Source organism: Microbacterium rhizosphaerae, assembly GCF_034120055.1.
Taxonomy (GTDB): Bacteria; Actinomycetota; Actinomycetes; order Actinomycetales; family Microbacteriaceae; genus Microbacterium; species Microbacterium rhizosphaerae.
In genome coordinates this window covers 3,309,153-3,332,637 of record NZ_CP139368.1, presented here as the reverse complement: position 1 = coordinate 3,332,637, position 23,485 = coordinate 3,309,153, and the positions used below count along the sequence as shown (strand labels likewise).

Here is a 23,485-nt window from a genome sequence, read left to right as displayed (position 1 = left end):
CAGAAGGGTCGCCCCGATGCAGGAGCCGCCCTTCGACGTTCGAGGACGGCCTAGGCGAGCAGCTCGAGCGCGGCCATCGCCGCGTTGTGCCCGCCGATGCCGCTAACGGCTCCGCCGCGTCGCGCGCCGGACCCGCACAGGAGGATCGCGTCGTGCTCGGTCGCCACACCCCAGCGGCGGGCGGGCGTCGACAGGTCGTCGGCATCCTCCGCCCACGGCCACGATAGGGCGCCGTGGAAGATGTCGCCGCCCGACAGCGCGAGGCTCTCCTCGAGATCGGCGGTCGTGCGCGCCTCGATGCACGGTGTGCCGTCGGGGGCGAGGTAGACGCAATCCGCGATCGGCTCGGCCAGGACGGAATCCAGCGAGGCCTGGGCGGCATCCAGCAGCTCCGCTCGCATCGCGTCGTTGTCGCGACCCTCGACGAGCCGGTGCGGCACCTGCAGACCGAACAGCGTGAGCGTCTGTGCACCGGACGCCTGCAGCTCGGGCGAGAGGATCGTCGGATCGCTCAGGGTGTGGCAGTAGATCTCGGCGGGGAGGGGATGCGGGATCCCACCGCCGGTGGCCACCCGGTAGGCGTCGTCGAGCTGGGTCATCGTCTCGTTCACGTGGAAGGTGCCGGCGAAGGCCGCCCGGGGCGACACGGTCTCGTCGTGCAGACGCGGCAGGCGGCTCAGCAGCATGTTGACCTTCACCTGCGCGCCCTCGGCGCGGCGCTCCGGGGCATCCGCTCCGCCGGCGCGCAGCAGATCCGCGAGCACCGCGGGTCCGACGCCGCTGAGCACGAGTCGTCCGCGCAGCGCCTGCCCGTCCGCGAGCGTCACCTCGCCGTCGGGGGCGACGGCCGCGACGGCGACGCCGGTCCGGATGTCCGCCCCGGCTGCACGAGCCGCGCGCTCGAGCTCGGCGCTTACGTGGCCCATCCCGCCGATCGGGATGTCCCAGTCGCCCGTCCCGCCGCCGATGACGTGGTAGAAGAAGCAGCGATTCTGCCGGAGCGACGCGTCATCCGCCGTCGCGAACGTCCCGATGAGCCCGTCCGTCAGCGCGATGCCGCGGGTGATGTCGGTCTCGAACGCATCGCGCAGCATGCCCCCGAGGGGGCGTTCGACGAGGTCGTCCCATGTCTCGCCGAAGAGCGGACGGATGTCGGCCGCCCGACGCAGCGGCTCGACCATCGTGGGGAAGACGGCGCGGGCCAGGGGAGCCAGGCGCGCGTAGAAGTCGTCGAAGCGGCGCGACTCGTCCGCCGAACCGGTGGCGCGGAGGAAGGATGCGGCGGTCGCCCCGGCATCCTCCCGATCCACGAGGATGCCACGCGACGGATCGCCGGGAACGGGCGTGTAGGACGAGTAGCGGCGGCGCCGCAGGGCGATGTCGAGGCCGAGGTCGCGGATGATCTGCTGCGGCAGCAGGCTCACGAGGTACGAGTAGCGCGACAGGTTCGCATCGACGCCCGCCCACGGCCGCTCCGACACCGCAGCACCGCCGACGTGATCGAGACGCTCGACGACGGCGACGGTCCGACCCGCGCGCCCCACGTAGGCGGCGGCGACGAGGGCGTTGTGCCCTCCGCCGACGATGACGACGTCGTGAGTGAGGGGACCGGTGGTGCTGCGCTGCATCCCTCCACGCTAACCGCACGCGCGGCGGGTCTAGTTTTGAGGTATGACCGCTGCATCCGCCCTGCACGATCTCGCCGTCGACATCGCCTGTGAAGCGGGGCAGCTCGCTCATCGCCGCCGCACCGAGGGCGTGCGCATCGCCGCGACGAAGTCCGCGCTCGCGGACATCGTCACCGAGGCCGACCGCGAGGTCGAGGACCTCATCCGGGCGCGAGTCGCCGCCGAGCGACCCGACGACGGCTTCCTCGGAGAGGAGTCCGACGCGGCAGGCGGCACCTCCGGCATCACGTGGGTCGTCGATCCGATCGACGGCACCGTCAACTACGCGTACGGCATCCCGTCCTATGCCGTGAGCATCGCCGCGGTCTCCGGCGAGCCGCAGACCGCGTCGTGGACCGCGCTCGCGGCCGTCGTCTTCAACCCCGCATCCGGCGAGCTCTTCCACGCGACGAAGGATGCGGGCGCTTGGCTCGGCGGCGAGCGCCTCGCGGTCAACTCGGAGCCGTCGCCGGCCGGGGCGCTCCTGGCGACCGGTTTCGGCTACGACCCGGCGACGCACGCGCCCGCGCTGGAGCGACTCGGGCGCGTGATGCCCCTCGCCCGCGACATCCGTCGCATCGGCGCCGCGTCGCTGGACCTCGCTTTCGTCGCCGCGGGACGCCTCGACGGGTACTTCGAGCGTGGCCTGAACGCGTGGGACCACGCGGCGGGAGCCCTCATCGTCGAGGAGGCAGGCGGCCGCGTCGGCGGCTCGCCGGGAGGTCGTCCGGGCAAGCGGATGACCATCGCCGCGGGCGGCGCGCTGTTCGACGCACTCGTCGAGCACCTCGGAGACGACGCCCGCGACTGACCGGCGTGTCGCATGCCGCCCATGGCATTCACAGGCGACTCGGGGTATGGTTTACCCATTCGTTACTTTCGCCGCCCGAACGGCGGAAGTGCTGACCTCCTCATTCGTCCGACCGTTGCCCCCCGCGACACGATCTGAGAGCCCGCTTGACGATTGTCTTCTGACGCGCCCGTGACCGAGCCCGCCCTGACGCGGCGCTCGCGTCGTCCCTCCGCTGTGCCCGAGTCGGCTCCCGCGGATCTCTCGGGGTCCCGTGCGGAGTCGCGTCGCCGGTCGACGGATGCCGTGTCCCCCCGGCCCGCAGTGGTCTGGGGTCGCGCCGCAGAGCCTGTCGCCGACACGATCGTCCTCCCTGTCGCTCCCGACGCGATGTCGACGACGGCCTCCTCGATCGAGGAGGCGCCGGCCGACGCCGCGATTCGGACGACCGCTCCGATTCAGGATGCGGCGCTCATCGAGCACACGACGCGGGCGGAGACGACCCCGCAGGCCAGCCGCCGGACTCGTAGCACCGCGAGGACCGGCGTTTCTTCGTCTGAGGCCTCTGCCGACAGCCCGGCTCCCGGTGCTTCTTCCCGCTCCGCCACCCGACGTGCCCGCACCACGGCACTCGAGGTCGCAACCGTCACGCCCGCTGTCGACGCGCCTGCGCGCACGGTCGTGCGGGCCGAGCCGGCGATGGAACTGCGCCAGGTCGACACGACGACGGGTCCTGCGCTCCCGACGCTCGGGGCCGCGCTCACCGGCTCGATCACCGCCGTCCCCGTCGTCGACGCACCGAGGCGCAACCGCACGCGTCCGGTCGCCGGCGAGCCCGTCGCGACGCCCGCGCCGATCGTGGCGGAAGCCGTTGCCACCGCCGAGCCGGTCGCAGACCCGCATCCGCCGACCGCGACGGCCGAGCCCGCCGTCGTCGCACACGAGGCATCCGTCACCGCCGCGCCGGAAGCGGACGAGCACGAGCCCTCCATCACGGCCGAGGCCACCGTCGTCGCCGAGCCCGTCCTCGATGAGACTGTCGAGGAGCCTGGCACCGACCCTCGCGTCGATGAGGCGCACGTCGACGAGTTCGAGGCGGCGGCGCGACTGTTCTCCTTCACGGGTGAGACCCCGGTCCAGCGGCCGGCCGAGAGTCCGGCCGCCGAATCTGTGGCCGCCGAGTCAGAGCAGAAGCCGGCCCACAAGGCGCCACGTCGTAAGAAGAAGCACACGGGGGGCGCCCGCCGGGCCGCCACAGCATCCTTCTCGATCGGAGTCATGGGCATCGTCGGTCTGCTCGCCGTCGGCATGACCACGCCCGCCGAGGCGGTCGCCGCGTCCGCCGGAACCGCCAACACGAGCGCGTTCGGGCCCGCCGGAGACGTCGCCATCAACGTGTCGGGCACCGACAGCCAGGACATCCAGGCGTACATGGCGCCGACGCAGGCCCAGCCGACCGCACTCGACCGCTCGATCGACTACTCGGCCGTCACGGCGGCCCAGGCCGGTGCGGACTCGGGCATCAAGAACGTCTCGAACGCCTACTTCACGAACGACCCGAACTCGCCGATCCAGTGGCCCTTCGCGGTCGGCTGCACGATCAGCTGGGGCTTCGGCCCGCGACCGGGAGAGTTCCACGAGGGCGTCGATTTCACGCCCGGCGCCGGCGCGCACGTGCAGGCGATCGCCGACGGCGTCGTCCGGGTCTCCACCGACAACGGCGGCGGCTATGGCGTGATGATCATCATCGACCACATCATCGACGGCAAGCTCGTCTCGAGCCGCTACGGCCACATGCAGTACGGCTCGCGTCAGGTGCAGGTCGGCGACCACGTGCACGTCGGCGAGTACATCGGCCGCACCGGCAACACCGGCAGGTCGTACGGCGCCCACACGCACCTCGAGATCCTGCTGAACGGCACGACGCCGATCGACCCGATCCCGTGGCTGCGCGCGCACGTCAAGTGAGTCCAGCCGGGTTCGGACCACGCGCCGGGCTCTGTTATTCTTGTTCTCGTTGCCCGCGCGCGGGCAGCACGCCCCGATAGCTCAGTGGCAGAGCACTTCCATGGTAAGGAAGGGGTCGTCAGTTCAATCCTGACTCGGGGCTCGCGGCATCCACATCTCCGGATCGGATGCCTCGCGGCAGGGTAGCTCAGTTGGTGAGAGCGCACGACTCATAATCGTGAGGTCGCGGGTTCAAGCCCCGCTCCTGCTACAGACAGCCCCGGAATCTCGCCGATTCTCCGGGGCTTTCTGCTTTCGTGCCGGGCGAGGAGCCTGTTACCGCAACGGCGGGGCGAGTATTCTCTGGGCCATCCCGAGATCGGAACGATCACATGCAGAAGACCTCACTCATCGCCCTCGCGCGGCACGAGCTCGGCCAGGCGCGGACAGCCTCGAGCGGCAGAAGCTCGAAGACCGTCTTCGGCGGCCATGAGCACCAGCTTCGGCAGACGGTGATGGCACTTCGTGCCGGCGAGAGCATGGCCGAACACGAGAACCCCGGAGAGGCAACCCTACAGGTGCTCGACGGCCGCGTGCTCCTCAAGTTCGGAGACGTGTCGTGGAACGGCTCGCCCGGAGACCTCATGACCATCCCTGACGGTCGGCACTCGATCGACGCGGTCGAAGACTCGGTCGTACTCCTCACGGTGGTCAAGAAGCACTGAAGCTGCAACGTAGGCGGGGTGGCCCGCGATCGAGGCATCGGCGGTCCTGACAGGCCGATCCTCGGCCGCGCCGTGCATCAGGACGTGCGCGATGCCGCGACGACCGGTCTGCGGCGATCCGCATGATCGGTGCGACTCGACGCGGCGGCATTTCCGTCGCCGCCACGTAGTGTGGGGGCAGCGGCGACTGTGTGCGCCGCGGATCGACGAGGATCATGAGCCAGCGCACGCCCCTTCCGGGCGCACAGACATCCCGACGCCCCTGTGCGCGGTCGACACGATCCGAGGCGGCGTGATGTCGAAGAAGAAGAAGGCGGCGAAGTCCACCGTGAAGCGCATCCCGAAGCGGCTCTACGAGGCGGAGCTGGAGCGTCTCCAGATCGAGCTGGTGGAGATGCAGCAGTGGGTGGTCGCGGAAGGTGCACGCGTGCTGGTGATCTTCGAGGGGAGGGATGCGGCAGGCAAGGGCGGAACGATCAAACGCACGATGCAGTATCTGAACCCGCGGCACGCCCGTGTGGTCGCGCTCACGAAGCCGTCGAAGAAGGAGCGCGGTCAGTGGTACTTCCAGCGCTACATCGAACGGCTTCCCACGAAGGGGGAGATCGTCCTGATGGACCGGTCCTGGTACAACAGGGCCGGAGTCGAGCACGTCATGGGGTACTGCTCCGACGAGCAGTACCACGAATTCCTCCGGCAGGCCCCGGTCGTCGAGCACCTGCTCATCGAGAACGGGATCATCCTGATCAAGTACTGGTTCTCGGTCTCGGATGACGAGCAGCAGGCGCGCTTCCTCTCCCGCCTGGAGGATCCGATGCGTCGCTGGAAGCTCTCGCCCACGGACATCGAGTCGATCCTGCGCTGGGAGGAGTATTCACGCGCGAAGGATGCCATGTTCGCCGCGACCGACACCCGGGAGTCTCCCTGGTGGACCGTCGAGAGCGACGACAAGCGCAGCGCCCGTCTGAACACCATCAGCCACCTGCTCAGCAGCATCCCGTATCACCGGATGGAACGGGAAGACCTCTCCATTCCCGACCGGCCCGACGCGGACGACTACGAACGACCGCCGATCGAGCAGTTCAACTACGTTCCCGACATCGCCGCCGACCTGGCGGGCAAGAAGTAGCACCGACCCTGGATCCGGTCGAGCACCGCCACCCGCGGGGCTCGACCGGGCACAACGAGAAGAGGCCCGATGGGCAAGCGCATCGCGATCGTCTGGAACCCTTCCAAGACAGACAAGGACCCGCTCGAGGCGGCGCTCGCCGACGCGCTCGGAGACGAGTCAACCGCGGATGTCCGCTGGTTCGAGACCACCGAGCAGGATCCCGGCCAGGGCCCCGCACAGGCCGCGCTGGGGGCCGGCACGGACCTGCTGATCGTCGCGGGCGGCGACGGCACCGTCCGCGCGGTGGCTGAGCATCTCGCGGAGGTGTCCGCCGAGGTCGACCTGGCCATCGTCCCGCTCGGCACCGGGAACCTCTTCGCCCGCAACCTCGACGTGCCGATCGACGACGTCCCCGCGGCGTTCGAGCGAGCGATCGACGGCGAAGCCCGCCCGGTGGACGTCGGATGGGTCGAGAGGGAATCGGGGGGCCGCACCGAACGGCACGCGTTCGTCGTCATGGTCGGCTTCGGGCTCGACGCGCAGATGATCGCCGAGACCGACGAGGATCTGAAGGACAAAGCCGGGTGGCTCGCCTACGTCGAATCGCTCGGACGCGCGGTGTCCGCGAGCGATGTCGTGCGGTTCACGGTCACGACGGACGATCGACCCGCGCAGACCGCGGAGGGACATACGTTCCTCATCGCCAATTGCGGCACCCTACAGGGCGGGCTGACGCTGGTGCCCGACGCGGACCCCTCGGACGGCGAGCTGGATCTTCTCGTCCTCAGCGCCGAAGGCCTGGCGCAGTGGCTGGCCACGATGAAGTCGATGGTGTGGGACAACGGACTGAAGCGCCTCATCCGGAACCACGACGAGGTCGCGGACACCGACACGCTCAAACACGGCCGGGCGTCCCGGGTGGCCGTCGCCCTTCCCGAGGCGTTGCCGTTCGAGATCGACGGCGAAGAGGCCGGCGAGATCCGCGAATTCACCGTGACCATCCAGCCGTCCGCGATCCGGGTGCGATGAGCGAGCTCGAGAGGCCGGTGTACGACCCCCGGCGCACAGTGGCTCTGGTCGTCGGGATTCTGGCGGCGATCGCGTTCGTCATCCTGTCTTGGGTGATCTACGTGGATGGCCGCCAGCCTCTTGCTCCCGACCTCTGGTGGCACGGGCTCATGATCGCGAACCTCACCAAGCCGGGAGTGGTGATCGCGTGGGTGCCGTCCATCGTCGGCGGCACCATCGGCATGATCGTGATCGCCATCGTTCTGGTCGTCGTCTTCATCTGGCGCAAGCGACGATGGGATGCCGCGAACATCGCCATCGCGATCGCCCTGGTGGTTGCGATCGGAGCGCCGATGTCCTACATCGTCGCCAGAGCGCGCCCGTCCGATTCGCTGGCTGAGAGCACGGCGACGTCGTTCCCGTCCGGCCATACGGCCGTCGCGACGACGGTGGTGGTCACCCTGGCGCTGCTGCTGCGCAAGTGGTACGTGTGGGTCGGCGGCGTCCTGTGGGTTCTGTGGATGATGTGGGCGCGGACCTATCTCCACGCGCACTGGCTCAGCGATGTGATCGCAGGACTGCTGGAGGGCATCGCTGTCGCGACGCTGGTGTGGTGCGCTATGGAGGCGATCCGCGATCGCCGGGCCATGCGTTCGAGAGATCCCGCGCCGACGAAGGCGTAAGCAGAACGCATCGTCGATGGCAATCCCCTATCTGCCGCTTCGAGAAGTGGATACGCTCCGGCTGTGAGTGCTCCCAAGGCCGCCGCCCGAGCGGCAGAGAATTCGAAGGTGTTCCGCACGCTCGCCCGCATCGGCTACGTCGTGCTCGGCATCGTGCACATCGTGATCGGCGCAGTGGCGATCTCGATCGTCATGGGTAGTGGCGGCGCTGCTGCCGACCAGGGCGGTGCGATGGCGCAGATCCGGCAGACGCCGCTCGGCGTGCTGCTGCTGTGGATCATCGCGCTCGGCCTGCTCGCGTTGGCGATCTGGCAGATCGTGCAGGCCTTTCTCGAGCGCAACCCCGATGCCAAGAAGAAATGGGGCTACCGGCTGAAGTACGTCGGCACGGCCGTCGCGTACCTGGCGATCGGCTGGACCGCGCTGGTGTATGCGCTCGGCGGCCAGTCCAGTTCGTCGCAGTCGTCGCAGGTGTTCAGCGCGCAACTGCTCGCCACGCCGGGCGGAGTGTTCCTGCTGGTCCTGATCGGCCTCCTCATCGCCGGGATCGGCGTCGCGTTCATCGTGCGCGGCGCGACCCGGGCGTTCAAGAAGCATCTGAATCTTCCGAGCGGCGTCGCCCGGCCCGGCATCGTCACCTTCGGTGCCGTCGGCTACATCGCGAAGGGGATCGCCATCGGCGTCGCCGGCATCCTGTTCATCGTCGCCGCCTTCACGCACGACCCGCAGAAGGCCGGTGGACTGGACTCGGCCCTGCGCACCCTCGCCGCGCTGCCCTTCGGTGCGGTCATCCTCTGGGTGGTGGGCGCTGGGCTCATCATCTACGGGGTCTTCTGCTTCGCCCGCGCACGCTACGCCAAGATGTGACGCGCCGCGCCCGAGGCGGTGCGAACGGCATGAGGACATCCGATCTCGGGAGGGCTCCGAATCCTCTGTGAGCGGCACCCGCCGCGGAACAAGGAGAGAGCCATGCGCACGTCCCCGAACCGTTTGGTCGCCGTCATCTTCGGCGCCGTCTACCTCATCGTCGGCCTGCTGGGTTTCGCCGTCACCGGAGGAGTCACGTTCTTCGCCACGAAGGGAGGGATGCTGCTCGGGATCTTCATGGTGAACCCCCTGCACAACGTCGCCCACCTGCTCATCGGCGCAGCCCTGTTCGTTTTCGGGCTCCTGTCGGTGAAGGCGGCGAAGATCACGAACACCGTGGTCGGAGCGGCGTACCTGCTGCTCGGCATCGCCGGCTTCTTCCTGGTCGGCACCGCCGCCAACGTGCTGGCGCTGAACTCGTTCGACCACTTCCTGCACCTCGCAAGCGCGATCCTCCTGCTGGCCGTCGGCCTCGGAGCGGAGCGCGAGAGCCGCGCCCGCGTCGCGATGGGCTGAGCCCGGGAGGCACGCACTCGATGAGCAGCATTGCTCGCAGCTGGCCGGCGCTTTTCGCCTGGGGCGCCGGCCTGCTGCATCTCGCGCTCGCGGCGCAGGTCGTGCGCGCCGCGCTGGTGCCCGGCGTGGTCGTCGCCGCGATGCTGCTCCTGCAAGGCACTGCGGAGCTGAGCTGGGGGGTTCTCAGTCTCCGCAGGGGCCGCCCGGTCGCTGCCCGCGCTGTCGTCGCGGGCGCCGTGACGGGGCTGGTGCTGGCTGCGGTGGCGATCGGTGGCGGGGGATCACCGGTCGCCGTCGCGGCGGTCGTCGTCCTGGTGGTGCCGGCATCCATGCTGACGTGGAGCGCGAGAGCACGCACCGCGGTGTCGACGTCACGGCGCCTCGTGCCGGCGATCGGGATCGTCGCCGGCGCCGTGCTCGTTGCGGGGCTCGTCACGCCGGCGCTGTCCACGACGACCGGCTCCGGGGAGCACGGTCACGATGACCTCTCCTCGTTCGACCCGCACGCCGGGCACTGACCGGGCTGCGGCGGCATGAACCGCGGCCGGCGCGCTCCGGTCAGGCCGTCGGGATCGTGAGGATCGGGTCGCTCGTCGGCTGTCCGGTCGGCGATCCGCCCGATTCCTCGACGGTCACCGCGATCACATCGCCCGGCTGCATCCCGGGCTTCAGCACCGCGGACGTCGAAGCGCCGGTCGCATCGAACGTGCCGGCCGGGATCGCGGTCTTGTCCCGCACGTACCAGAGCTCGAACGTGTGGTCTCCGGGCACCTGGGGCATCTCGCCCGTGACGAGCACGGCCCGGCCGAGAGACTCCGACCAGTGCAGGGTGGCCTGGCCGCCGCCCTCGACGGGGGCGGAGGCCTGTTGTGCATCGGGAGCGGACTGGATGCGGTCGAGTGCGACGACGGCGGCCGGCTGAGCGGCCTGCTCCACCGCGATGACGGTGGCCGTGCCGATGGCGACGACCAGAACCACAGAAGCCGCCAGCGCGAGCCACCCTCGTCGCCCCCACCCGCGCTTCGCCGGTCGGGCCGGATCGGGATCCGTGGACGCCGGCTCGACGACCTCGTGTGCCGGGTCCGCCGGAGCCTCGTCGATGCGGGCGAGGAGCTGAGAGCGCAGCGCCGGCGGGGGAGCGACCTCACGTGGCAGGTCCGCGAGCGCTGCGGCCGTCTCGGCATCCGCATCCGCGATCGCACCCCACTCGGGATGGTCGGCCAGGGCACGACGGAAGGCGCGCTGATCTTCGTCGCTCAGCGCACCCAGGGCGGCTCCGGCCGCAAGGAGGGCGAACTCGTCCTCGGTCACTGCGCCACCCCCATCTCCACTCGCAACTTCGTCAAACCGTCCCTCATGCGGGTCTTCACGGTCCCCAGCGGTGCCCCCGTGAGCGCCGCGATCTCGGACTGCGAATACCCCCCGAAGTACGCCAGCACGAGCGTCTCACGCTGGGCTTCGGGCAATCTGTGCAGGGCTCCCGCCACTCGTTCCGACTCGATCTTCAGTTCGACCTGGTCCGCGATGTCCTCGGTCGGGGTCGCCAGTTCCCGGAACCCCGCCCGGATATCGCGGTCGGTGCCGGCCTGCGCCGACCGGACGCGGTCGATCGCCCGGCGGTGCGCGATGGTCAGCAGCCACGTACGTCCACGTCCTCTGTTCGGAGCGAAACGTTCGGCGGATTGCCACACCTCGAGGAACACCTCCTGGAGGATCTCCTCGCTCTGCGCTCGATCGACGAGCACCCGCAGGATCAGACCGAACACGCGCGGCGCCAGCATGTCGTACAGCTCGGCGAACGCATCCCGATCCTTGTTCGCCGTGCGCTGGATCAGAAGGCCGATGACGTCGACGGCATCCCCGCCCTCATCGGGCACGTCCGCTCCATCGATCACCACCCTCCCAGCATGCCGCACCACGCGTCACAACCCGGGCACGGGATCGATCGATTCGCCATCCGATCCGACGAGCGTTCCGAATAACCGGTGTCGATTCAGCGCAGAGTCCGCGGTCGCTCGTCGCAGAGTCGATGATCGTCACCTCATCGGAGGCCGCGAATCCCGAAAGGGGATTGCTCGTGGATATCTCAAGACTCGGCGGGAAACGCCGACTGGGGGTCGTGGCGGCGCTCTTCACCGGTGCGCTCGTCGCATCGCTCTCGCTCGGCACCGCCGCCTTCGCCAGCGGCTCGACCGTTCACCCGGTCTCGTCGGCGCAGACGCCCGCGTGGACGAACGGTCAGACCGTCACGGTGCAGTACTCGCAGAACTTCTTCTGCGATACCAGCGTCGCCTCGAACGCGCCGAGTGGATGCGAGGTCGGAACCGACTCGAACCACGGTCCCGTCGCGAACGCGGACCGTTCCGTGCTGTACGTGCTCGTGCCGCTGTTCGGCAACCCGGATCCTGCCCCGATGTGCGCGGTCGCATCGTGCCCGAACCACCCGATGACCATCGACCTGTCGCGGATCGCCGGTGCGCTGGGCGCAGCGCCGGACGCGGTCAGCGACATCGCGCTGCCTGCCCACAGCCACATCCTCGACGGCCCGGCCGGCGGATGGTGGGCCGTGAAGGTCGTCGCGGTGACCAATGAGGCGGCGTGGGCGAAGCTCGCCGCAGGCAAGTCCGAAGCGGTGATGAACAGCCTCATCGCGGATCCGTCGAGCGGGGTCCTCGGCCCGATCCCGACCAACCTGTACCTCTTCTTCAACGTCGTCGGATCGAGCCACTGAGCCCCCCTGCTCCGTGTGAACCGGTCGCATCCGGCGGCGGCGCATCAGATGCCGCTCAGGGCGGGTCGCCTCCGCCGGATGCCCCGGCCGCGCTGTTGAATCGACGCTCCAAGAAAGGCCGATCATGTCTTCTCACATCGTCGCGGCGGCGGCATCGCTCGATTCGGGGATGCCGCATCCTGCGACCGCGCGTCGCACCGCTGCGCTCGCGCTCGGCGCGACCGCCCTCGTGCTCATGCTCGCGGGCGGCTTCCTCCCCTGGCTCACGGTCTTCAACGGCCTCAGCGCAGTCCGCGGCTTCTCGCTCGACGGAGGCCTCCTCGGCTTCGTCGTCCTCGCGGTGCTCGCCGTGCTCTTCGTGCAGGGGCGTGCCGGGGGCGCCCGCATCCTCCGTCCCATCGCGATCGCGGGTGCGTTCGCCGTCGTCGCCGACAGTCTCTACAGCGCCGGGCGGATCACCGCCTTCGTCGCCGCTCCGGGACCGGCGGGTGTGCTGACCGCTCCCACGCCCGGGCCGGGAGCCTATGTCTTCGCGGCGTCCGGTGCCGTGCTCGTCGCCGCGGCGCTCGTCGCGCCCTCCGCTGCAGGCCGGATCGGGAGGCGTGCCGCTCTCCGGCTCACCCTGACCGTCCTGCTGCTTGCGGCGGCCGTCATCCACCTCATCCTGACGCCCGAGCACCTCGGGGTCTCGACGGTGCTCGGACTCGGCTTCCTTGCGGCGGGACTCGCTCAGTCGGCTCTCGCCGGGCTCTCCGTCGGCGCATCCGAACGGCTGCAGCCGTTGGTGATGCACGCCGTGATCGTCGTGAACATCGCCCTCATCGGGATCTACCTCTACGCCGTGCTCGTGGGGCTGCCGATCGAGGCCGGCCACACCGACGACGGCGGTCTGAGCATCGGTGCGGGCGAGGCGGTGGATGTGAAGGGCGCGGTCGACGTCATCGCCGAGGTCGCCGCGGTGGCCATCGCCGCCTTCCTCGCGTCGGCTGGAGGTAAGGGGCCTCGGCCCGAAGGCTGAAACGCGAGTCGCCGCGTCACCCGCGCGGCGAGCGGGAGGGTTGTTTCCGCCTCCGTGCAGGACTAGCGTCCGAACCGGCCGATGCCCGGCCGGGCTCGGTCGTTCCATCCTGACTGGAGGTAGGAATGCGCCAGAAGCACACCCTGGTGGTCGCGGCAGCGACCGCCGCTCTGGTGGCCGGAGGCGTCGTGACGATGTCCCCGGCAGTGGCGAGCCCCGTGCCCGCATCCTCGACGGTCACCGCCGATTCGACGGCGGGCTGCCAGCTCGGCAACGGCGTGAAGCACATCATCAGCCTCGTCTTCGACAACGTCCACTTCGCGCGCGACAATCCGAACGTGCCATCGGACCTCGAGCAGATGCCGCACCTGATGGACTTCCTGACGCAGTACGGCACGATCTTCTCGAACGTGCACACGCCGCTGATCGCCCATACCGCGGACGACTCCCTGTCGATCTACTCGGGTCTCTACGGCGACCGGCACGGCCAGCCGCTGACGAACACCTACAAGACCTACAACCCCGACGGAACGACCGACCCGGCGACCTCGTTCGCCTACTGGACGAGTCCCGTCGTCGACACCGCCGCACACCCCGCCGCCGGCCACGACACGACGCCGACCATGACGTACTCGGCAACCGTCCCGGCCACCGGTCACGGGCAGAGCGCGCCCGCGCCGTGGGTGCCGTTCACCCGCGCCGGATGCTCGGTGGGTGACTTCTCGACCGCGAACATGGTGCTGGAGAACACGACCCAGGACATCGCGACCGTCTTCGGCCCGAACTCGGCCGAGGCCGCGCAGCTGGCGGCCGATCCCGATCCGTTCAAGGATCCGGAGGTCGCGGACTTCATCGGCGTCGGCGTGCATTGCGCGCAGAACGACCCGGTCTGCGACAACAGCGCGCACGCGGTCCCGGATGCGCTGCCCAGCGAGCCGGGCGGGTACCAGGGGTACAAGGCGCTGTTCGGCGCGAAGTACGTCGCTCCGGTGCTCGGCGCGGGGAGTCCGGATGTCTCGCACAACGGCTACGCGGTCACCAACGCCGCGGGAAACCTCGTGGACGAGTCGGGCGCGCAGATCAACGGGGCGTTCCTGAGCAACCATCCCGGTTTTCCGGGGTTCAGCCCGTCGGCTTCGCAGAGCCTCGCCTACATCGCCGACATGCAGGAGGCCGGCATCCCGGTGACCTACGGCTACATCTCGGACATCCACGAGAAGAAGGCGTGGAACCCGACAGCCTGCACCACGGCGTCCGCGACGGCGTCGGGCAGGGCGGTCGGTCCCGGTGATGCCTGCTACGTGTCGAACGCCGCAGCGTACGACCTCGCGTTCCAGCAGTTCTTCGAGCGGCTGCAGGCCGACGGGATCACGCCGCAGAACACGGTGTTCGAGATCAGCGCGGAGGAGAACGATCAGTTCTCCGGTGCCAACACGGGACGCGCGCAGACTCCGACCCCCGCCGGTTGCGACGGCGTCACCGTGGCCTGCCACTATGCGCAGGGACAGGTGGGAGAGCTGCAGGCCGGCCTCACCGGTCTGCTGTCGACGACGGCCAGCGCGAGCGCGAAGTTCGACCTGGAGCCCCAGGGCGCGTCTGTCTACGTGCACGGCCAGCCGGCCGCGGACGACCCGACGACGCGTCAGCTCGAGCGGGACACGGCCGCCATGACCGCCGACAACCCCTTCAGCGGGGCGACCGGCGAGCACATCGTGAAGTACGAGGCCGGCGCCGTGGAGCAGCGCATCCTGCATATGCAGACGAACGATCCGAAGCGGATGCCGACGTTCACGATGTTCCCCGTGCCGGACTACTACTTCTCGACCACCGGTGCCAACGTCAACGTGAACAGCAGCTTCGCCTGGAACCACGGCTACTACTCGCCGAACATCGACGTGACGTGGGCGGCGTTCGCCGGCAAGGGCGTCACGGTCGGGGGAGTCGACGGGCCGCTTCCCGCGCAGAGCAACGAGGCGAACGATCCGAACTCGACCCACACCGTCCCGCAGGCGAGCACTCGCGGAACATGGGTCGAGGAGGTGGATCTGCGTCCGACCCTGCTGCACCTCGCCGCGCTGAGCGACGACTACACGGGCGACGGCAGCGCCATCGCCGCAGCCCTCGCCGACACGCCGAGTGCGATCGCGGATGTCGGCGACCTCAAGGCGCTGTACCAGCAGATCAACTCCAGCGTCGGTGCCTTCGCGACCGACACGCTGATCGCCGAGTCCCGTGCCCTCGCGAGCGGATCCGTGAGCGACGACAGCACGTTCGCCACCACGGAAGCCGCGCTCGCCGACCTCGCCGATCATCGCGACAAGGTCGCCGGACAGATGAAGACCGTGATCGCGGCGGCGGCCGCGGGCATCGAGCCATCGCACGGCTCGCTGACCTCGCTGGCGGCACAGGCCACCGCGCTGCTCCGGCAGGCGGCGAATCTGACGCGCTGAGAGTCCGGGACGCGGATGCGGGGGCGAGCGGGGTCGCCCCCGCATCCGCGTGCCGAGGAGTGGAGGATAGAGCGGTGAGCGATGACGGGATGACGTGGTTCGGCGGCGACGTGGCGACGGGGATGTCGCCTGTCCTGGAGCGCTCGGAGGTGTCGTTCTTCGTGGATGCCGACGAGTACTACGCCGACCTGCGCGCGGAGGTCGTCCGCGCCGGCGAGCAGAGCGGTGATCGCTTCGTGTGCTGGATCGGGTTCGAGTCGAGCCTGAGCACCGTGATGCCCTCGCAGGAGCCGCAGCCTGCCGTCAAGGCGGCCGAGCGCCGCCAGTGGCGGGAGGGCGACATGTGGTGGCGCGATGTGCTCGCCGATGCGACGAGCAGAGGCGTGATGCTCCGTGCGCTGTTGAACCTGCATCCCGCGCCCAAGCCTGCCGACAAGTACATCGAGGCGAACTTGACCACGGTGGGCGAGCTCAACCGGTTCGAGAACACGCTGGCGATCGACGACTTCCGGTACCTGTTCATGAACGGGACCCACCACCAGAAGCTGGTCGTGGTGCAGAACGAGCAGGAGCTGTTCGCCTATATCGGATCGATGGATGTGCAGCAGAAGCGGATCGCGGACCGCTGGTGCGAGGTCGGCTGCAAGGTGCGCGGAGAGGCCGCGCGGGAGCTCTACCGCGTCTTCCACTCGCGTTGGGTGGAGCACACGGAGGTGCTGGACGGGATGCCTCGCGAGCGATCGTGGCTGCCGGCTCCCGACCAGGTCGCGGTGGCGCCGGTCGACGCGCGCGTGCTGACCCAGGCGTCGGTCACCGTGGGACGGCCGACACGGAAGAACCCCTTCCATCCGCTCGGGCCGGCCCAGCAGGTCGTCAACGAGGCGCACCGACTGCGGATCGCCACGCCGCGAGCCACCATCGACCTGCCCGGTGTGCCGACGGTGCAGGTGCCCTCGCTCACGGTCGCCGACGTCGTCGGCAACGCGTTCTTCACCGCCAAGGACCCGGCGGCACCGCCGCTCATCGCAATGGCCGCCGAACAGTCGCCCGTCTACGCGAGCGGCACCTGGACGCTCGACCCCGAGGGGCGGACCGGCATCTACCACCAGATCGCCGCCGCGCTGAGGCGCACGAAGCACCACATCTACCTCGAAGACCAGTACCTCATCGACGATGCGGCGATGGGTGAGCTCCCCTCGATGCTCGACCTGCTGATCGAGAAGGTGCAGGAGCCCGCCTTCCGAAAGCTCATCGTCTTCTGCAACAGGGACGACCAGATCGAGGAGGAGTTCGAATGGCAGGCCGGCCCGCATCGTCGGTCGTTCGTCGAGCATCTCGCTGCGGCAGGCGGCGACAAGGTCGTGATCTGCCAGTACAAGTCCGCCGAGGTCCTCGGCATCACGTCGGACGCCGAGCTCGCCTGGCCGTTCTACGTCCATTCCAAGACCTGGATCTTCGACGACGAGCTGCTCATCGTGGGCTCGGCGAACTGCAACCGCCGCGGATACAGCCACGACAGCGAACTCGATTTCGCGGTGTACGACACGGAGCAGACCATGATCGCCGACCTCCGGCGACGCATCTGGCTGCGACGCCTGAACACCGCGATGGTCGACCGGCCGCTGAGCCCGGACGACGTGGATGACTTCGTGTCGGCGGCGCGCTACTGGGAGCGCCCCGACGAGTTCGGACTGACCATCGAGAACAACCGGATCGGCATCGATGCGTTCATGGCCACCGAGGTCCCCGGCGAGCGCGAACCGGACATCTTCAAGGCTCTCGGCTGGGACGGGATCGACACGTACGTCGACCCGTTCGGCTCCACGGTCGAGGAGCTGCTGTGGAACATCGTCATCGACCCGGAGGGCACGTGACGGGCGCAGCGAGCTCCCGCGCGATCGCCCGCGCGGCGGACCGCGCATCCATCCCGATCTGCAGGAGCTGACCCTTCAGCGGGTTGAACAGCCCGACGAAGCGCAGGCCGGGGGCGCCGGGCACGGTACGTCCGCCGGCGGCGCGCGGAACGCCGCGCGCATCGAGCACGCCGAGGTGGCCGACGAGGGGATCCAGCCCCGGGGTGTAGCCGCTCGCGACGATGACCGCGTCGGGTATGAGACGCATCCCGTCGCCAAGGAGCGCTTCCGCACCGTCGAAGCGCTCCAGCGCCGCCACCGGCGTCACCGTCCCGGCCCGCAGGGCGGCGACGAGGCCGACGTCGATCGTCGGCGTCACCCCGGTCGCACGGACCTGCGCGACCACGCCGGCGTGGGGCGCCGGCATCCCGTATCGCGTGAGATCGCCGAGCGCGATGCGCTGCAGCAGCCGGTTCACCGGATCGACGAGGCGTGCGGGGAGGTAGTCCATCGGGATCGCGAGCAGGGTCGCGGGCACCGGCCCGAATTGACGGGGGATGACGTTCGGGGGCGTCCGGATCGCGAGATGCACGGACGCCGCGCCGTGCTCGGCAAGGTCGGCGGCGATCTCCGCACCTGAGTTGCCGGCGCCGACGACGAGCACTCGTGCGCCCGCGAACTCGTCGGCGTTGCGGTACTCCGTGACGTGCACGACCCGTCCCGGGAAGCCGTCTTGACCGGGCCAGCCCGTCCGCGCCCGGGAGTGCGCGTAACCCGTGGCGAGCACGACCTGCCGGGCAGCGATCTCGCCGGCGCCCGTCTCGGCGGTCCAGCCGTCGCCCGCGCGCTCGAGTCGCCCGACTTCGGTGCCGAACACGGGCGTGATGCGGTGCTCGCGGGCGTACACGCGCAGGTAGTGCGCCATGTCGTCCTTGGACACCCAGCGACCGAACCGCCGGGGCATCCGCAGGCCGGGAAGCGCCGACTGGATGCGGGGCGTGTGCAGGTGCAGCCGGTCGTACCGCGTGCTCCACGACTCGCCCACCGCTCGCCCCCGGTCGACGACCATGGCCGCGACACCCGCCCGCCCGAGGCAGGCGGCGACGGCGAGCCCCGCGGGCCCGGCTCCGACGACGACCACATCCGCGTCCATGCCCCTCCCGAGCGACACCCTAGCCCGAGGCGTCGCGCCGCGGCCCGAGTGAGACCGTCCGGAAGCCGGCGTTGCCCATCGAGGAGTCGGGCGTGTTCGAAGATCGGGCGGCGTTGCGGTACCGGTTGCAGTACGAGATGTGGCACAGGTACGAGCCGCCGCGGAGCACGCGGGTCTCTCCGTCCGCCGGGCCGCTCGGGTTCTCGGGCACGGACTCGGCGTAGTATCGCGGGCTGAACCAGTCCGCGCACCACTCCCACACGTTGCCGACCATCTGCCACAGGCCATACGCATTGGGGGCGAAGGATCGCACCGGAGCCGTGGTGAGCCAGCCGTCCTCCACGCTGTTCGTCGTCGGGAAGCGCCCCTGCCAGATGTTCGCGCGCCAGCCGCCGGCATCCACCTCGTCGTCACCCCACGGGTACTTCGCCCCGTCCAGACCGCCGCGGGCCGCGCGCTCCCACTCGGCCTCCGTCGGCAACCGCCGGCCGGCCCACGCGCAGTAGGCCATCGCATCGTTCCAGCTGACGTGCACGACGGGATGGTCCGCCCGATCCGTGACGTCCGAGTCCCGGCCACCCGGGTGCCGCCAATCCGCGCCGCGCACGCCGAGCCACCACGGAGTCCCTGCAGCCGGGCCCATCACGTCCGCGGGAGGCGCGGCGAGGGCGAGGTGGAACACCGCGGAGAAGCCGAAGCGCTCGGCATCCGTCTCGTAGTGCGTGGCCGCGACGAAACGCGCGAAGTCCGCGTTCGTGACGGTCGTCGCGTCGATGTCGAACGCGGGAAGCCGGACGTCGTGGACGGGGATCTCGCCGTCGCCTCGATTGCGATCGCCCGTCGCGTCGCCCATGGCGAAGACCCCGGCAGGCACGTGCGCCTGCTCGATGACATGGTCTCCCGGCAGCGCGCCCGGGACGGCGTCCTGGCGTGCGGGGAGCGGGATGCGGCCGGACGTCGGCGCGCAGGTGCAGGAAGGCCCGCACGTCGAGGAGGACTCATCGGCTGCGGTCATGGACGGCTCCTGTGTCGTCGGCACCCCGACGAGCTCCGTCGAGGCGATGCTTGACTCTACCATTCCACTTGTGCAATAGTCACTGTATTCCACAAGTGGAGTGGTTTTGCGAAGGGGCGAAAGACATGAAGCTGGAGATCATCCTCCTGGGAGCGTTGCGGAGCGAGCCGTCGACCGGCTACGAGCTCACGCGCTTCCTCGACACCGCCGGCCGGTTCATGCGCTCGAACACGACGATGAGCCAGGTCTATCGGACGCTCGCCGCGATGGAGAAGCGCGGATGGGTCGAGCACGAGGTGGAGTCGAAGGCCGGTGCGAGCGACCTGAAGCGCTTCCGTGTCACCGAGGAGGGTGAGGCGGAACTGCTGGACTGGCTCACCGGCCCCTACAACCCGCCGTCGCGGTTCCAGGACCCGGATCTCTACGCCCGTCTCGCGCACGCCGGTCTCATCGGCCGCGAGCGGGTCCTCGAGATCCTCGAGATCGAGATCTCCACGCGCATCTCCGAGATCGCCCGGTTCCGAGAGCGCGACCGCTACGCGGTGTCCATCGGCCGGAAGGGCGACGACCTGGAGTTCGCCGTCGAGATGGGCGAGTGGCTGCACCGCCAGGGTGCGGCCGCGATCGATCGTCACGTCGAGGCGCTCGTCGCACTGCGCGAGCGACTCCTGAACGGTGAGCCGGCGACAGAGGTCTCGCCCGACGTCCGCGAGCACGCGCTGGGGCGGGTGCGCGCATGAGGGCCATCATCCTGATGTTCGACAGCCTGAACCGCCACATGCTCTCGCCCTACGCGGAGACCTTCGTCGACGCGCCGAACTTCGCACGCCTCGCGTCGAGGGCCACGACGTTCGACAACTTCTACGCGGGATCCATGCCGTGCATGCCTGCGCGCCGCGAGCTGCACACGGGGCGATACAACTTCCTGCACCGCAGCTGGGGCCCGCTCGAGCCGTTCGACGACTCGATGCCCGAGATCCTCGGCAGGCAGGGCATCCACACGCATCTCGTCTCCGACCATCCGCATTACTGGGAGGACGGCGGCGCGACCTACCACACGCGCTATACGACGTGGGAGTTCTTCCGCGGCCAGGAGGGCGATCCGTGGAAGGGCGTCGTCTCGAACGAGGTCGCCCAGCCGGGTTTCGCCGGCTTCAAGAAGCGCCTCGTCCGTCAGGATGCGGTCAACCGCAGCTATATGGCGACCGAGGACCAGCACTCGCAGACCCGAACGGTCGACGCCGGGCTCGAGTTCATCCGGACGAACGCCGCGGCGGACCGATGGATGCTGCAGCTCGAACTCTTCGATCCGCACGAGCCCTTCTTCACGCACGCGAAGTACAAGGACCTCTATCCGCACGAGTACGACGGCCCGGAGTTCGACTGGCCGGGCTATCAGAAGGTCTCGGAGCCGGACGCGCAGGTGGAGCACGCGCGGCGCGAGTATGCGGCGCTCGTGAGCATGTGCGACGCCTCCCTCGGACGCGTGCTCGACGCGATGGACGAGCACGACCTCTGGAACGACACCCTGCTGATCGTCAACACCGACCACGGGTTCCTCCTGGGGGAGCACGGCTGGTGGGCGAAGTCGGTGCAGCCCTGGTTCAACGAGCTCGTGCACCTGCCGATGTTCCTGTGGGATCCGCGCACGCGGGGTCGCGACGACCGCCGCGGGGCGCTCGCGCAGACCATCGACATCGCTCCGACCGTGCTCCGCTGGTTCGGCGTCGAACCGACCCCGGACATGCAGGGTCACGACCTCGCCGACGTGCTGCTGGTCGACGAGGAGGTGCGCGAGGCGGCGCTGTTCGGCATCCACGGTGCGCACGTCAACGTCACCGACGGCCGGTACGTCTATATGCGGGCATCCACGGAGCAGGCCAACGCGCCGCTGGAGGACTTCACGCTCATGCCGACGCACATGAAGTCGCGCTTCGGCGTCGCGGAGCTCGCCGACTGGCAGCCGGCTGCGCCGTTCGCCTTCACGAAGGGCCTGCGTACGATGCGGGTGCCCGCCTCCGGGATGTGGATGAACCCGTGGCAGTACGGCACCCTGCTGTTCGATCTGGTCGACGACCCGGAGCAGAACACGCCGATCGTCGACGACGAGGTCGAACTGCGGATGCTGCGACTTCTGCGGGCGGAGATGCTCCGCAACGACGCTCCGGACAGCCAGTTCGAGCGGCTCGGCATCCCTCGCGACGGTGAGCTCGGCGAGGAGCACCTGCTGGTGCGGGAGCAGCGCGAACGCGCCATCGCGTCCGCCGAGCCGCTGCCGCCGACCTCGGAGCTGAACGCGATCGACCTGCTGAGCTGCCCCATCCCTGAGCTGCTGCAGCTCGCCGGCCCTCGCGACATCCTCGCCGAGAGCGCGCCCGGACTCGTCCAGTCGGAGCAGCTCTCGATGGCGGCCGGCATGTCGCTTCTCGACCTCGCGCGGTTGGGAGTCATCCCCGCCGGCATGCTGCGGCGGCTCGACCAGGCGCTCGCTCGCTCCGCGACCCCCGTCACCGCGTCGACGCACTGACGGCATCCCCCGCACGACCTGACGAAGGAGACAGGCATCATGACCACCACCGCACCAGCCGACCCGGCGGCGAGCACCCGGCCAGAGGGAGCGGCGCAGGCCGCGCACGTCCCGCATCGTTGGCGCAACCTCTCGATCCTCGCGGGCGTGTCGCTCGTCGACAACACCGAGGCGGGGCTCGTCACCAATGTCTTCCCCTCGATCTCGGCGTCGCTCGGGCTGACCACCGCGGCACTCGGAACCATCTCGGCCGCCGGCAAGCTCATCGCCGTGCCGGCGGGACCGCTCTGGGTCTGGCTGTCGTCGAAGATCGGCCGCCGCCGGACCCTCGCGCTCACGAGCTTCACCGCGGGACTGTTCGGCATCGGCGCCGGCTTCTCGCAGAGCTACCTGCAGCTCATCGTCTTCACCACCCTCATGGCGGCCGCCGCGATCGGGGCGAGCCCGATCTCGATGGCCGTGATCTCGGACTCCTTCCCCGTCGAGCGCCGCCCGCGAGCGATGGGCTACTTCTTCGCCTCGCTGCAGGCGGTCGCTGTCGTGGTCACACCCGTCATCGCGCTCTTCCTCGGCATCAGCAACGGATGGCGCTGGGCCATGTGGGCGATCGCGGCCGTCTGCGTCGTCGTCGCTATCCTCGTGCTGGCGCTCTACCGCGAGCCCGGCATCGGCTCGTCCGAAAAGCAGCTCGCCGACCTCGATGAGAGCAGGCGGGAGAACCAGAAGGTGACGTGGGCCTCGGTCATGGGCCTGTTCCGCATCCCGAGTTACACCGTCATGATGGTCTCGCGCCTGCTGTCGGGGCACCTGCTCGTCATCATCTTCGGCGTGCAGTTCCTCGTCACCGAGCGGGGGATCACCAACGCCGCGGCTGTCCTCATCGCGCTGCCGTACAGCATCGGCTACCTGATCTCGACGCTGTCGATCGGCTACATCCTGCCCGTCCTCGACCGGATCATGGGCCCGCGCGCTCGCGTGCTGGTGCTGCAGCTCGCCCAGGTGGCGTTCGCGATCGCCGCCTTCTTCGCGACGCAGATCGTCTACGCCGACAACGCCGTCTATGCGGTGCTGTGGGGCGTCATGGGATTCTTCGTGGGGCTCAACCCGCCGGTGAATCGCCCGATCGTGTCCACGGTGGTGCTGCCCGAGCTGCGCGGACAGGCGTTCGCCGTCTGGCTCACCGTCTTCGAGACGATCGGCTGGGCGCTCTTCGCGATCGTCGCCGGTCAGTTCGCGGCCACGATCGGCTTGACGCAGGTGTTCCTGTTCGTGCTGGTCGGGCTGATGCTCGTCAACGCCGCCTTCCTCACGATCCTCTACTGGACCTACCCTCGCGATGTCCAGCGCATGGAGCGCGCGCTCGAGCAGCGGCGCCAGGATGCGCTCTCCTGATCGGAGCTGCACCATCAGGACGGTGGGAGGGC

The 23,485-nt window shown here is 69.4% G+C and carries 21 protein-coding genes and 2 tRNA genes; 18 read left to right on the top strand and 5 right to left on the bottom strand.

Features of this window, described 5'->3' with window-relative positions; genetic code table 11:
• Positions 1-50: 50 nt before the first annotated feature.
• Positions 51-1,628 (bottom strand): phytoene desaturase family protein, encoded by a 1,578-nt coding sequence (locus SM116_RS15215; RefSeq protein WP_320941811.1) that lies wholly within the window; start codon positions 1,626-1,628, stop codon positions 51-53.
• 43 nt (positions 1,629-1,671) lie between these two features.
• Here SM116_RS15215 and SM116_RS15210 point away from each other — a divergent pair, with 43 nt between their 5' ends.
• The 11 genes from SM116_RS15210 to SM116_RS15160 all read left to right on the top strand — a co-directional run bounded on the left by SM116_RS15210 (position 1,672) and on the right by SM116_RS15160 (position 9,832).
• Positions 1,672-2,478 carry an inositol monophosphatase family protein gene (locus tag SM116_RS15210; RefSeq protein WP_320941810.1) on the top strand — a complete coding sequence of 269 codons (807 nt, stop codon included), beginning with the start codon at positions 1,672-1,674 and terminating at the stop codon, positions 2,476-2,478.
• 171 nt (positions 2,479-2,649) lie between these two features.
• Positions 2,650-4,425: a peptidoglycan DD-metalloendopeptidase family protein gene (locus SM116_RS15205; RefSeq protein WP_320941809.1), complete on the top strand. Its 1,776-nt coding sequence runs from the start codon at positions 2,650-2,652 to the stop codon at positions 4,423-4,425.
• A 70-nt stretch (positions 4,426-4,495) separates the two neighbouring features.
• Positions 4,496-4,567 (top strand) — tRNA-Thr (locus SM116_RS15200).
• Between the two features lie 34 nt (positions 4,568-4,601).
• A tRNA-Met gene (locus SM116_RS15195) sits at positions 4,602-4,675 on the top strand.
• A gap of 121 nt (positions 4,676-4,796) precedes the next feature.
• Positions 4,797-5,129 carry a cupin domain-containing protein gene (locus SM116_RS15190; protein ID WP_320941808.1) on the top strand — a complete coding sequence of 111 codons (333 nt, stop codon included), beginning with the start codon at positions 4,797-4,799 and terminating at the stop codon, positions 5,127-5,129.
• Between the two features lie 295 nt (positions 5,130-5,424).
• Complete coding sequence (gene ppk2, locus SM116_RS15185) at positions 5,425-6,258, top strand: polyphosphate kinase 2 (protein WP_320941807.1); 834 nt, start codon at positions 5,425-5,427, stop codon at positions 6,256-6,258.
• Positions 6,259-6,327: 69 nt separating this feature from the next.
• Positions 6,328-7,269, top strand: a complete 942-nt coding sequence (locus SM116_RS15180) for a diacylglycerol/lipid kinase family protein (RefSeq protein ID WP_320941806.1) — start codon at positions 6,328-6,330, stop codon at positions 7,267-7,269.
• Complete coding sequence (locus SM116_RS15175) at positions 7,266-7,931, top strand: phosphatase PAP2 family protein (protein WP_320941805.1); 666 nt, start codon at positions 7,266-7,268, stop codon at positions 7,929-7,931. Before SM116_RS15180 ends, SM116_RS15175 begins: the two co-directional genes overlap by 4 nt.
• Before the next feature lie 63 nt (positions 7,932-7,994).
• A complete protein-coding gene (locus SM116_RS15170) occupies positions 7,995-8,798 on the top strand; it encodes a DUF1206 domain-containing protein (protein ID WP_320941804.1) in 804 nt (267 codons plus the stop codon).
• Positions 8,799-8,900: 102 nt separating this feature from the next.
• Positions 8,901-9,314, top strand: coding sequence for a DUF4383 domain-containing protein (locus SM116_RS15165; RefSeq protein ID WP_320941803.1), 414 nt, complete (start codon positions 8,901-8,903; stop codon positions 9,312-9,314).
• Positions 9,315-9,334: 20 nt separating this feature from the next.
• Complete coding sequence (locus SM116_RS15160) at positions 9,335-9,832, top strand: hypothetical protein (protein WP_320941802.1); 498 nt, start codon at positions 9,335-9,337, stop codon at positions 9,830-9,832.
• 40 nt (positions 9,833-9,872) lie between these two features.
• Here the strand turns inward: SM116_RS15160 and SM116_RS15155 are convergent, their stop codons facing one another.
• Positions 9,873-10,625 carry an anti-sigma factor gene (locus SM116_RS15155; protein ID WP_320941801.1) on the bottom strand — a complete coding sequence of 251 codons (753 nt, stop codon included), beginning with the start codon at positions 10,623-10,625 and terminating at the stop codon, positions 9,873-9,875.
• Complete coding sequence (gene sigK, locus SM116_RS15150) at positions 10,622-11,212, bottom strand: ECF RNA polymerase sigma factor SigK (RefSeq protein ID WP_320941800.1); 591 nt, start codon at positions 11,210-11,212, stop codon at positions 10,622-10,624. The genes SM116_RS15155 and sigK overlap by 4 nt, the downstream gene beginning before the upstream one ends.
• Before the next feature lie 179 nt (positions 11,213-11,391).
• Here sigK and SM116_RS15145 point away from each other — a divergent pair, with 179 nt between their 5' ends.
• The 4 genes from SM116_RS15145 (at position 11,392) to SM116_RS15130 (ending at position 17,387) form a co-directional block, all read left to right on the top strand.
• Entirely contained in the window at positions 11,392-12,045 is a 654-nt protein-coding gene (locus SM116_RS15145) for a hypothetical protein (protein WP_320941799.1), read from the top strand.
• Positions 12,046-12,169: 124 nt separating this feature from the next.
• Positions 12,170-13,063 carry a hypothetical protein gene (locus SM116_RS15140; RefSeq protein WP_320941798.1) on the top strand — a complete coding sequence of 298 codons (894 nt, stop codon included), beginning with the start codon at positions 12,170-12,172 and terminating at the stop codon, positions 13,061-13,063.
• Positions 13,064-13,188: 125 nt separating this feature from the next.
• Positions 13,189-15,513 (top strand): hypothetical protein, encoded by a 2,325-nt coding sequence (locus SM116_RS15135; protein ID WP_320941797.1) that lies wholly within the window; start codon positions 13,189-13,191, stop codon positions 15,511-15,513.
• A 74-nt stretch (positions 15,514-15,587) separates the two neighbouring features.
• Positions 15,588-17,387, top strand: coding sequence for a phospholipase D-like domain-containing protein (locus tag SM116_RS15130; RefSeq protein ID WP_320941796.1), 1,800 nt, complete (start codon positions 15,588-15,590; stop codon positions 17,385-17,387).
• Here SM116_RS15130 and SM116_RS15125 read toward each other — a convergent pair.
• Entirely contained in the window at positions 17,365-18,519 is a 1,155-nt protein-coding gene (locus SM116_RS15125; protein WP_320941795.1) for a flavin-containing monooxygenase, read from the bottom strand. The genes SM116_RS15130 and SM116_RS15125 overlap by 23 nt on opposite strands.
• A gap of 19 nt (positions 18,520-18,538) precedes the next feature.
• Positions 18,539-19,534: a formylglycine-generating enzyme family protein gene (locus SM116_RS15120; RefSeq protein ID WP_320941794.1), complete on the bottom strand. Its 996-nt coding sequence runs from the start codon at positions 19,532-19,534 to the stop codon at positions 18,539-18,541.
• 125 nt (positions 19,535-19,659) lie between these two features.
• On the opposite strand from SM116_RS15120, the gene SM116_RS15115 reads away from it, so the two are divergent.
• Genes SM116_RS15115 through SM116_RS15105 form a run of 3 tightly spaced genes read left to right on the top strand, consistent with a single transcriptional unit; the run spans position 19,660 to position 23,453 of the window.
• Positions 19,660-20,274 carry a PadR family transcriptional regulator gene (locus tag SM116_RS15115; protein WP_320941793.1) on the top strand — a complete coding sequence of 205 codons (615 nt, stop codon included), beginning with the start codon at positions 19,660-19,662 and terminating at the stop codon, positions 20,272-20,274.
• Positions 20,271-22,061, top strand: coding sequence for a sulfatase (locus SM116_RS15110; RefSeq protein WP_320941792.1), 1,791 nt, complete (start codon positions 20,271-20,273; stop codon positions 22,059-22,061). The genes SM116_RS15115 and SM116_RS15110 overlap by 4 nt, the downstream gene beginning before the upstream one ends.
• A 39-nt stretch (positions 22,062-22,100) precedes the next feature.
• Positions 22,101-23,453, top strand: coding sequence for an MFS transporter (locus tag SM116_RS15105; protein ID WP_320941791.1), 1,353 nt, complete (start codon positions 22,101-22,103; stop codon positions 23,451-23,453).
• Positions 23,454-23,485: the final 32 nt, after the last annotated feature.

What these genes read in the sequence shown, in the direction of transcription:
- SM116_RS15215 (WP_320941811.1), bottom strand. Translation starts at nt 1,628, where the DNA reads ATGCAGCGCAGCACCACCGGTCCCCTCACTCACGACGTCGTCATCGTC.
- SM116_RS15210 (WP_320941810.1), top strand. Translation starts at nt 1,672, where the DNA reads ATGACCGCTGCATCCGCCCTGCACGATCTCGCCGTCGACATCGCCTGT.
- SM116_RS15190 (WP_320941808.1), top strand. Translation starts at nt 4,797, where the DNA reads ATGCAGAAGACCTCACTCATCGCCCTCGCGCGGCACGAGCTCGGCCAG.
- ppk2 (WP_320941807.1), top strand. Translation starts at nt 5,425, where the DNA reads ATGTCGAAGAAGAAGAAGGCGGCGAAGTCCACCGTGAAGCGCATCCCG.
- SM116_RS15180 (WP_320941806.1), top strand. Translation starts at nt 6,328, where the DNA reads ATGGGCAAGCGCATCGCGATCGTCTGGAACCCTTCCAAGACAGACAAG.
- SM116_RS15175 (WP_320941805.1), top strand. Translation starts at nt 7,266, where the DNA reads ATGAGCGAGCTCGAGAGGCCGGTGTACGACCCCCGGCGCACAGTGGCT.
- SM116_RS15165 (WP_320941803.1), top strand. Translation starts at nt 8,901, where the DNA reads ATGCGCACGTCCCCGAACCGTTTGGTCGCCGTCATCTTCGGCGCCGTC.
- SM116_RS15160 (WP_320941802.1), top strand. Translation starts at nt 9,335, where the DNA reads ATGAGCAGCATTGCTCGCAGCTGGCCGGCGCTTTTCGCCTGGGGCGCC.
- SM116_RS15140 (WP_320941798.1), top strand. Translation starts at nt 12,170, where the DNA reads ATGTCTTCTCACATCGTCGCGGCGGCGGCATCGCTCGATTCGGGGATG.
- SM116_RS15135 (WP_320941797.1), top strand. Translation starts at nt 13,189, where the DNA reads ATGCGCCAGAAGCACACCCTGGTGGTCGCGGCAGCGACCGCCGCTCTG.
- SM116_RS15125 (WP_320941795.1), bottom strand. Translation starts at nt 18,519, where the DNA reads ATGGACGCGGATGTGGTCGTCGTCGGAGCCGGGCCCGCGGGGCTCGCC.
- SM116_RS15120 (WP_320941794.1), bottom strand. Translation starts at nt 19,534, where the DNA reads ATGACCGCAGCCGATGAGTCCTCCTCGACGTGCGGGCCTTCCTGCACC.
- SM116_RS15115 (WP_320941793.1), top strand. Translation starts at nt 19,660, where the DNA reads ATGAAGCTGGAGATCATCCTCCTGGGAGCGTTGCGGAGCGAGCCGTCG.
- SM116_RS15110 (WP_320941792.1), top strand. Translation starts at nt 20,271, where the DNA reads ATGAGGGCCATCATCCTGATGTTCGACAGCCTGAACCGCCACATGCTC.
- SM116_RS15105 (WP_320941791.1), top strand. Translation starts at nt 22,101, where the DNA reads ATGACCACCACCGCACCAGCCGACCCGGCGGCGAGCACCCGGCCAGAG.